Consider the following 7,888-nt stretch of genomic DNA (forward strand, 5'->3'; position numbering starts at 1 on the left):
CTCTAATTTTATCTGCTTGTCTAACTCTTCAACGGTCATATGCCGTTCAATAAAGATCCCCTCAGGTCTAACCATGGAACAGTCTATATAACGAATTAGTCTAATAATTTGGGGTTTTAACTATAATGTTTGGTCTATGTTGGCTCAATTTTAGATCAATGACCTCTTCCCTAAGTTATTCTTCTGTAAACATGTTAAACTCGGAGGGTGGACAAATATCCTTTTTGTTGTATTTTTTATTTAAAGTATTAGTTATGCAGATTTTAAAAGCTAAAGCTTAGTAGTCTCGATTCATGACTTCACCCATAATTGTTTACAGAAAAATATACCACCTTTAACGGTTTTCCGGGAGGTATGGTTTCACATCATTTCTATATATACCACGCATACACTTTCCGTTGAGACACTGTCGATCTTGTTTTGATATACATCGTTTAGATATATCCTAAACATCAACTCATTCCCATCTTCTGAATACACATCCCAGCCTGATTCCAGGTCATCTGAGATAGGCATGACCTCATCGTCTACGAAATCACCGTTCCTGGAAACCTCCAACCACGCCATTCTGCCCTCGACATCGATCTGCCTTGGAATGAGATTATAATTATCCGGCAGTTTGAATGTCTCACCAGTACTTAGAACGTATCTATCGGAAAAGGAGAATGTCTGCTCTTCAAATACCTCCTGTGGAAGGATCTCTTCCACAGGATGTTCCGAAAAATCCTTCAAATATTTTGACGGGACAAAGTTTGCTGAAAGTATCAGTGATGAAATAAATATAACGATGAGAATAGATAGTAATTTAAGTACATTGGCCACTTTCTTTGAATTTTTGTCCATGATTGCAATTGAACCCCCACAAAATATACCTCAAAGGTACTTTAAAAAAACATACACCGTGGTATAAAAATATTTTGGAAACAAAATGTCCCTTTTGTTACTTCCAGAATTGCCACAATTTGTTAAGATCAACTGTTTTGCCTATCATGAATTATTACGAAAGGTCAGATACTATTAAGATAATGACAGAAATAGAGGACAGTGACATAAAAATAAGCCCCTTGATTTCGTTCCTTATATCTGACATTTCCGCATTAGGAAGGTTAAGATTAACGTCTTGTCTTAAGAATGTACAGAACACCAATAACTGCACAAACAATTATTGCTGTTATAGCACCTAATGCAAAAAATTCAGGGAATATTGCCAATACAAAAAAACTAAACATTAAAAAAATGGCTGCAACTAATAAGAACCATTTTGGAAGCAAAGAAGTATCTACAACACTATCATCTATCCCCGGACGAATGGGTTTGAACTTGTTTGAAATGCAATCACCTCAAAACTTTATATTGTAAGAACTTGGACATATGTTTTCACTGCATTTCATTCAAGCATTCGCTTTAGACCTGACATAACATGTACATTTGTAATTCTTCAATATCTGTCATTCTCGCAAGGAATGTAAATTAAAAGTTTCTGTTTCGATCTTTTAATTCCTGTTTTTTTGCTTCATTCCAACCGCTCACGTTTGAGAGGTATCCGGTCACTCTTGACAACTGATGCACATTATGATTCATGCAATCAGGGCACACGGGGTCTCCGCATACTTTACAGGTTGCAATTAGGTCCACCACAGTCTCGCCTGGGCAATTGCTCCCATTTGCCATAACCCATAACTGAACAGGGCAAACATCATTACCCTCGATCTTCATTTCCTTGCCATCATTGAACTCATCACACCATGCGACACATCTCTCAACAAACCTGCTCAACGGCATTGCGTACAATTTATCCACGGACATCATTTCTCTTTCACTCATATTTTCCACTCTTCTTATGTCTGTCATTTATGTGTAATTCGTTAATTCTCTAATTCTGTCCTAAGATCAAGGAGGGTTAAAATTAAGGCCGAAATTGTGATATAAGTGCAGTTGCAAGGGTTAACATAGTAGGTTTTAGTTGTATTTCCAATTGTGTATCTTCACTCTTCTTATAACAACAAATCGTTTCCATCTCAGACGTTGCAGATTTTTCTAATGAACTCACTGGATCTTTGGAATCTGAGGTCATAAGCGACCTTCTTACATTTCTTCTATTTATATATCTGTTAGCCCATTCGACTAATGCTTTTTTACACTCATCCGAAACATCAGAATTATTAATTTCATTCAACTTGTATGAGAATGTTTTATCATAATTTTCTTTGTCAAGTAATTTCTCATAATCTTCATCCATCATAGTTATTTTTTTAGATATATCCATGAAATTAATTATGAGTCAATCAATATTTAATCCTTACGTTTTATGTACATACACCAATTCTTCATTTATGTCAAAATATGAAGAGATGTTAAGGTTAAGACTTGGATAGATTTGTGGGTTCAAATCGCATCCCTCGCATAGCAAGTCGGGGATATAGGTAAGTCTATTTTTTTGTACGTGGTTATGCAAACATTTTACAAAATTCAAAGTATAATATAAACGGTTTAAATAAGAATAAAGTGCATTCATATTTATTTGGGTACATTCCATCTCTTTTTTAAAAAAATGGCGATGTTTTTTTATATCTGTATGGGGTATTAAAATTCAATAAACCTTTAGGAGTATTTTATGAAACTAAGTAAAATAATATTATTTAGCATAGTTATAATGATGTCAACTTGTTTTGTTGTAGCCGCCGAACAATTAAGTGAATATGAAGCATCTAAAATAGGTTCATCTTATGCATATGAAGGGGAAATATGCGAGGCTTACGGACCATATGAATACAATAACAATTACTATTATATTTGTTCTATTTTTGAAGGGGATGCATTAAATGCTGAAATTGTAATTGATGCTAGTACTGGTAATGTTGTAACTAGTGAAAGTGTATCAAAGTACATAATAAAACATGATTTAGCTCTTTCTTATTTGTTTGATGAGGAATCTTATTATTTAAACATCGATAATACGGATATTTACAGACAAAACGTTAACACTTTCAAAGACTATTATGATTTTTGGATTGAGATACGGGATAGTGCTAATACAGTAGAACAAAAGCAAAATGCACAGGAAGCAGCTGATATTTCTCAAGACATCATGATAAAATATGAGGATAAAGTTGAAGTTAATGAAAAAATTATTGAAATCCAAAATAAGATCAAATCTGGAGGAACACTGGAGAATGCAAAAGACATCATAGAAGCAGAAGAAGCAGCTTATTATACTGAAAAACAATATTTAGCTGAAATAGGTAATGCGATTGAAATAACTCCAGTAATCTATGACAAAATATTGACTAGTAATTATCGTTATGGCATACCTGAAGAAGACTGGAAAGCATACAAAAATGATGATATTACCTTTTTAAAGCGTGAGAGTGATACAGCAAAATCAGATATTGCATATTGGGAATCAATGCAGGATAGTTTAGACAGTGAGTCTCAATTGTATTATGAAGCAATGATGGACAGAATTCAAGAAAATGAGAAGTCAAATACTATACCAAGCTTTACATTAGGGCTTTCTGTTCTTGTTATCTCAGTCGTGGGAATATTTTTAAGACGTAAAAATTGAGACTGTATTATTGGAAGCTGGCAATATGCCTGCTTCTTTTAATTCATAGCCCTCATGGATTTATCTATCTTAGTCATGTTATTTTTGAAACCCTCTGTTCCCATCCTTCTAACCTCTCCTTCACATGACATTGAGGGTAAAAGGCTTATCAGCCATAGCATCAGCTCCTAAGTTTGACATTTCATTCAAGAATATCAAATTATGTACGCTTGTGAAGTGTAACTGCTTATATCTGACATTTATGTGTAATTTGTGAATTTCTTATTGCGTCATTTTATGAATGAATGTGAGAATTAAATGAAACTAAGAACACTTATATTATCTTGATTTTCTTAACTGGAATCTTAGGTTGGCAGTTCAAGCACCTAGAGAAAGAATTGCCAGTATTTCTGTAAGTATTGATTATGTGTCTGGTTTCTTTATTGCATTTTTTGCAAAACCGATACTCATAAACAGTATAATAATCACTATTATAATAAGTCATGTCAGTTCCTCCTATTCATTTTTAGCAGAGATTATTGTTGTCAAAAATGTGTAATCTATCAATTCGTCTATTGCGTCATTTTATGAATGAATGTCACGGTGATGGGGTGAAAGTCGATTAATGTGTGAGTTCGTCCAGCTGGTTGTTGAGGTATTTGATATCTTTCTCGATGGCTTGGAATAATTCTTCTGACTTTAGAATCAAATGTGCCTTAGGAACATCCATTTTTTGCATTGAGATAAATATATCTATATATCTGCTTAATTTACCCCTTGTCTCGTTTTCTATAAGATATTGATACGGAATTATATTGTCAATTGGGCGACAATCCCCTTCCCTGAGCTGATCTCTTGAGATATTGCCAGGAAAATTGTTGAAAAGTAAAGCGTCTTTTAATGGATAATATAGCTTTTCTAATTGCCTTTCAATGAATTCGATTTCCCTAGATTTTTGATTGTCTTTCAATATTCTCAGAGTAAGCCATACGTATATTGCGGTCAGGAAAAACAACATCCCATTTAGAAAAGAATAATAATCTTCCGGGAGCCTACCTATCGCATAACCAACCGTGTAAAGAAAAGCAATAACCATCAATACAACAAGTGGTAACAATTCAAAAAAATCGTAACGAGTCATTCTTTCCTATATTTTTCTGATCATTAATTATAGTTTCCTCAAAGTTGAACTTTCCTTAAATGAGTCAGTTATGTGTATTTATCACACATTTCGAGCAACCCTTGCTCAAAGCACTCACTTTTCAAAAAATAAAGTAATGAGGTGCTTAAGTAAGTCATTTATGTTCTAAAAGGTTAAAGTTAATTTTACAAAGAAATTAAGTCATATTGTCAATACGATCGATAATCAGGAATGTGTGTAATGTCCGGAAATTAGTCAGGATAAATGAAAAGGAAACAAAATGTGTATTTTGATGCTAAATTTAGATTATGGGTAATGTCGGTAGCAGTGATCATAAAACTCCTCTGGTCGTTTTACTACGTTCTGGTAACCGTCTAAAAGCTACTTCCAAGTGCCAGTTAAACTGGCTAATGCTTCTTTTTTTTCAATTTTGATCAGGTACTTCAATGATCCTGATAACTACGGATGAGTTCGAAGTTTAGACAATTCTTTAATAAGTGTAACTCCTATTGTAACATGTCGAAAGACGCTCACTATTACCAAATTATAAAAGGAGAATCGATATGAAAAAATATTTTGCATTTATGTCAATTGGCTTGTTGTTGCTCAGCATGACGGCAATAACAGTTGCCATTGCTGCCCCTGAGAATACAGCAGCAGAACCAGAATTGATTGCTGAACCCGTGCTAATAGCTGAACCTATATTGATATCTGAACCTGCATTGATAGCTGAAAAGATCTCTGCTGATGGATATTATCAGGACATGCTATATCCTGAAATTGAAAAAGAGATAGTTCCTCTACTCGTTGATCCGGGATATTCCTATCTTAGAATAAAGCCAGGAGAGTCAGATGAAATGACTGTCGTGCTTTTCAATCACGGGAAAGAGCCACTAACCCTTGAGCCTTATGTTGCACCAAAGGTATTCAGTGACAACATGTTTGACGAGGACTGGGTTACCATCTCGCCGGCAAAGGCTGAGCTCAATAACGGGGAAAAGCAGGAGTTCACCATCAAGGTCTCAGTTCCTGAAGATGCTGCACTTGACAATTATGATGCAAACGTTTTCTTCAGCGATCTCGAAGGGGATGTCTCAGCTCTGTATCCTGGCTATAATGGGGCACTTGAGCTTTCAGTGAACGTCTGGTTACCACCAAATGTACAGGTATTCAATTCATACATCAATGACCGTGTGGAAGCAGGTTCTGAATATGAATATGTCATCAAGCTCAAGAACGTTGCTGACAAGGCAATTTCCATCAACCCTGAATTCGAGGTAAGTGAGGATGATTGGTATGGATACAGTGCACAGGCATCTCTTGATGAGAAGGATGTGACCATCACAGCACCTTCTGTTATCAAGGCAGGAGAAAAGGCCACTGTAACAGTAAAGGTCAGAATTCCAGTCGATGCAGAAGGAAATCTCAATGGCAGGATCAACCTGAACATCGATGACAGGACCATGAATGAATGGAGCCAGAAGGTCAGCATGAACCTCGATGTTTGGCAACAGCCAGAAGAGCCGTTCACAACAAGCTTTGTTGCAAGGACAGATGATCCGGTAACCCTCAAGATAATCTCAAGGGACTATAATTATGGTGACAGCAGCACATCTTCCACAGCACCTTCCTTCGATATCGTGTTGAAGAACGCTGATGGTCAGGTCAAGTCGGTCCTTATTAGTTCAGGCCACAGTAGCACTGTCAGTCTTTCACAGCAATCTCCTATCTATTATGGAATTGCAATGGATGAGGCAAGAGATGGGGCTATGAGCGATATATCTGTTTCAAAAGAGAGCGAAGATGGGGAGCAATTCAATGTTTATCAGCAGGGTTCAACAACATATACGGAAGTCTATCTTGCTGATGGGGCCGTTGGAGAATGGACACTTGAGATAATGCCTCACAACACAGAGAATTTTGAATATTCTGTCAACATCGGTCCTGTTGATTGAATCTCTTTTCATTGTGTCATGTGTTAACATGGCACTCAATACCTTTTTTTACTTCTTCTTTTAACATCACAGCAGATAATGATATAATATATCAATGCTGAAAGTTCAGTGCCTATATTAAAAGAATTGTCGTCTTGCAAGCATTTTTTGTAACGGCTCTAATAAGTTGATAACATGCAGGAAAAAATAATCGAAATCGCATCACGTCTATCCGAATTGCGCAAATTGTACGACATAAGTTTTGAGGCCATGGCTGAGAAGCTCGGCATCTCTGTGGATACATACAAACAATATGATTCCGGGGAATCTGATATTCCTGCAAGCATGCTGTTTGAGATATCACAGATACTCAATGTGGACCTGGGACTTCTTCTGACAGGAGAGGAACCGCGCATGCATATCTTTGCGGTCAACAGAAAAGGCAAAGGCACTGAAGTGGAAAGAAGGGCGGATTACAATTACCAGAACCTTGCCTCGAACTTTGTTCATAAAAAGGCAGAACCTTTCATCGTCAGTGTGGAACCGCGTTCAGATGCTCATCCCCCTTCCATGAATTCCCATCCTGGACAGGAATTCGATTATGTGATAAGCGGCAAGCTCAAGGTCTGGATACATGATAATGAGATAATTCTTGAGGAAGGAGATTCCATTTATTTCGATTCCAGCTTCGTTCATGCAATGGAAGCGGTTGGGGATGAGCCGGCAAAGTTCCTTGCAATGGTTCTATGATAGCTTTGCTATCTGAACCTTATTTATCTTTTTATAAAAAACGGGTGTAAATATGTCATCTTTATTGGAAGAATATATCTCACGTACAGACTTCGGATCGTATGAGGACTTTAAGGAAAATTTCAAGATCAACATTCCTGAAAATTTCAATTTCGCATATGATGTCGTTGACAGGTATGCAAAAGAACAGCCTGATAAAAGGGCACTTGTCTGGTGTGATGATGAAGGCAATGAACTGGTCTATACCTTCAAGGACCTGAAACACTATAGTGACAAAGCTGCTAATCTCTTCAAAAAATACGGCATCGAAAAAGGCGATGTTGTTATGCTGACCCTTAAAGGTCGATATGAGTTCTGGATATGTATCCTTGCCCTGCATAAGCTCGGTGCGATCACCCTTCCTGCAACGCATATGCTGACCACAAAGGATGTCACCTACCGTATCGAACTTTCCAATATAAAGATGGTAGTCAGTGCGGATGATGAAGGGTTGATGGGATATATCGATGAAGGTCACAA

At 36.7% G+C, this 7,888-nt stretch carries 9 protein-coding genes; 5 read left to right on the top strand and 4 right to left on the bottom strand.

Features of this window, described 5'->3' with window-relative positions; translation table 11 throughout:
* Positions 1 to 360: 360 nt before the first annotated feature.
* On the bottom strand, positions 361 to 843 hold the full coding sequence (locus KDK67_RS12955; protein WP_250869231.1) for an S-layer protein domain-containing protein: 483 nt from the start codon (positions 841 to 843) through the stop codon (positions 361 to 363).
* Between the two features lie 288 nt (positions 844 to 1,131).
* On the opposite strand from KDK67_RS12955, the gene KDK67_RS12960 reads away from it, so the two are divergent.
* Positions 1,132 to 1,359 carry a hypothetical protein gene (locus tag KDK67_RS12960; RefSeq protein ID WP_250869232.1) on the top strand — a complete coding sequence of 76 codons (228 nt, stop codon included), beginning with the start codon at positions 1,132 to 1,134 and terminating at the stop codon, positions 1,357 to 1,359.
* A gap of 111 nt (positions 1,360 to 1,470) precedes the next feature.
* Here KDK67_RS12960 and nrdD read toward each other — a convergent pair whose 3' ends face one another.
* A complete protein-coding gene (gene nrdD / locus KDK67_RS12965; protein WP_250869233.1) occupies positions 1,471 to 1,824 on the bottom strand; it encodes an anaerobic ribonucleoside-triphosphate reductase in 354 nt (117 codons plus the stop codon).
* A gap of 82 nt (positions 1,825 to 1,906) precedes the next feature.
* Positions 1,907 to 2,266 (bottom strand): hypothetical protein, encoded by a 360-nt coding sequence (locus tag KDK67_RS12970; RefSeq protein WP_250869234.1) that lies wholly within the window; start codon positions 2,264 to 2,266, stop codon positions 1,907 to 1,909.
* 348 nt (positions 2,267 to 2,614) lie between these two features.
* Here KDK67_RS12970 and KDK67_RS12975 point away from each other — a divergent pair, with 348 nt between their 5' ends.
* Positions 2,615 to 3,565 carry a glycoside hydrolase family protein gene (locus tag KDK67_RS12975; RefSeq protein ID WP_250869235.1) on the top strand — a complete coding sequence of 317 codons (951 nt, stop codon included), beginning with the start codon at positions 2,615 to 2,617 and terminating at the stop codon, positions 3,563 to 3,565.
* A gap of 601 nt (positions 3,566 to 4,166) precedes the next feature.
* On the opposite strand, the gene KDK67_RS12980 is transcribed toward KDK67_RS12975, so the two are convergent.
* Positions 4,167 to 4,685: a hypothetical protein gene (locus tag KDK67_RS12980; RefSeq protein WP_250869236.1), complete on the bottom strand. Its 519-nt coding sequence runs from the start codon at positions 4,683 to 4,685 to the stop codon at positions 4,167 to 4,169.
* Positions 4,686 to 5,248: 563 nt separating this feature from the next.
* On the opposite strand from KDK67_RS12980, the gene KDK67_RS12985 reads away from it, so the two are divergent.
* The 3 genes from KDK67_RS12985 to KDK67_RS12995 form a co-directional block, all read left to right on the top strand.
* Positions 5,249 to 6,640, top strand: a complete 1,392-nt coding sequence (locus KDK67_RS12985) for a COG1470 family protein (RefSeq protein WP_250869237.1) — start codon at positions 5,249 to 5,251, stop codon at positions 6,638 to 6,640.
* 174 nt (positions 6,641 to 6,814) lie between these two features.
* A complete protein-coding gene (locus KDK67_RS12990) occupies positions 6,815 to 7,369 on the top strand; it encodes a helix-turn-helix domain-containing protein (protein ID WP_250869238.1) in 555 nt (184 codons plus the stop codon).
* Between the two features lie 52 nt (positions 7,370 to 7,421).
* The coding region (locus tag KDK67_RS12995) for an AMP-binding protein (protein ID WP_250869240.1) at positions 7,422 to 7,888 on the top strand (467 nt) is incomplete at its 3' end.

Source organism: Methanococcoides seepicolus (assembly GCF_023684405.1).
GTDB classification, from domain to species: Archaea; Halobacteriota; Methanosarcinia; order Methanosarcinales; family Methanosarcinaceae; genus Methanococcoides; species Methanococcoides seepicolus.

Excerpts from the sequence above, each read along its gene's own strand:
- KDK67_RS12980 (WP_250869236.1), bottom strand. The coding sequence starts at position 4,685 with ATGACTCGTTACGATTTTTTTGAATTGTTACCACTTGTTGTATTGATG.
- KDK67_RS12990 (WP_250869238.1), top strand. The coding sequence starts at position 6,815 with ATGCAGGAAAAAATAATCGAAATCGCATCACGTCTATCCGAATTGCGC.
- nrdD (WP_250869233.1), bottom strand. The coding sequence starts at position 1,824 with ATGAGTGAAAGAGAAATGATGTCCGTGGATAAATTGTACGCAATGCCG.
- KDK67_RS12975 (WP_250869235.1), top strand. The coding sequence starts at position 2,615 with ATGAAACTAAGTAAAATAATATTATTTAGCATAGTTATAATGATGTCA.
- KDK67_RS12970 (WP_250869234.1), bottom strand. The coding sequence starts at position 2,266 with ATGGATATATCTAAAAAAATAACTATGATGGATGAAGATTATGAGAAA.
- KDK67_RS12985 (WP_250869237.1), top strand. The coding sequence starts at position 5,249 with ATGAAAAAATATTTTGCATTTATGTCAATTGGCTTGTTGTTGCTCAGC.
- KDK67_RS12960 (WP_250869232.1), top strand. The coding sequence starts at position 1,132 with ATGTACAGAACACCAATAACTGCACAAACAATTATTGCTGTTATAGCA.
- KDK67_RS12955 (WP_250869231.1), bottom strand. The coding sequence starts at position 843 with ATGGACAAAAATTCAAAGAAAGTGGCCAATGTACTTAAATTACTATCT.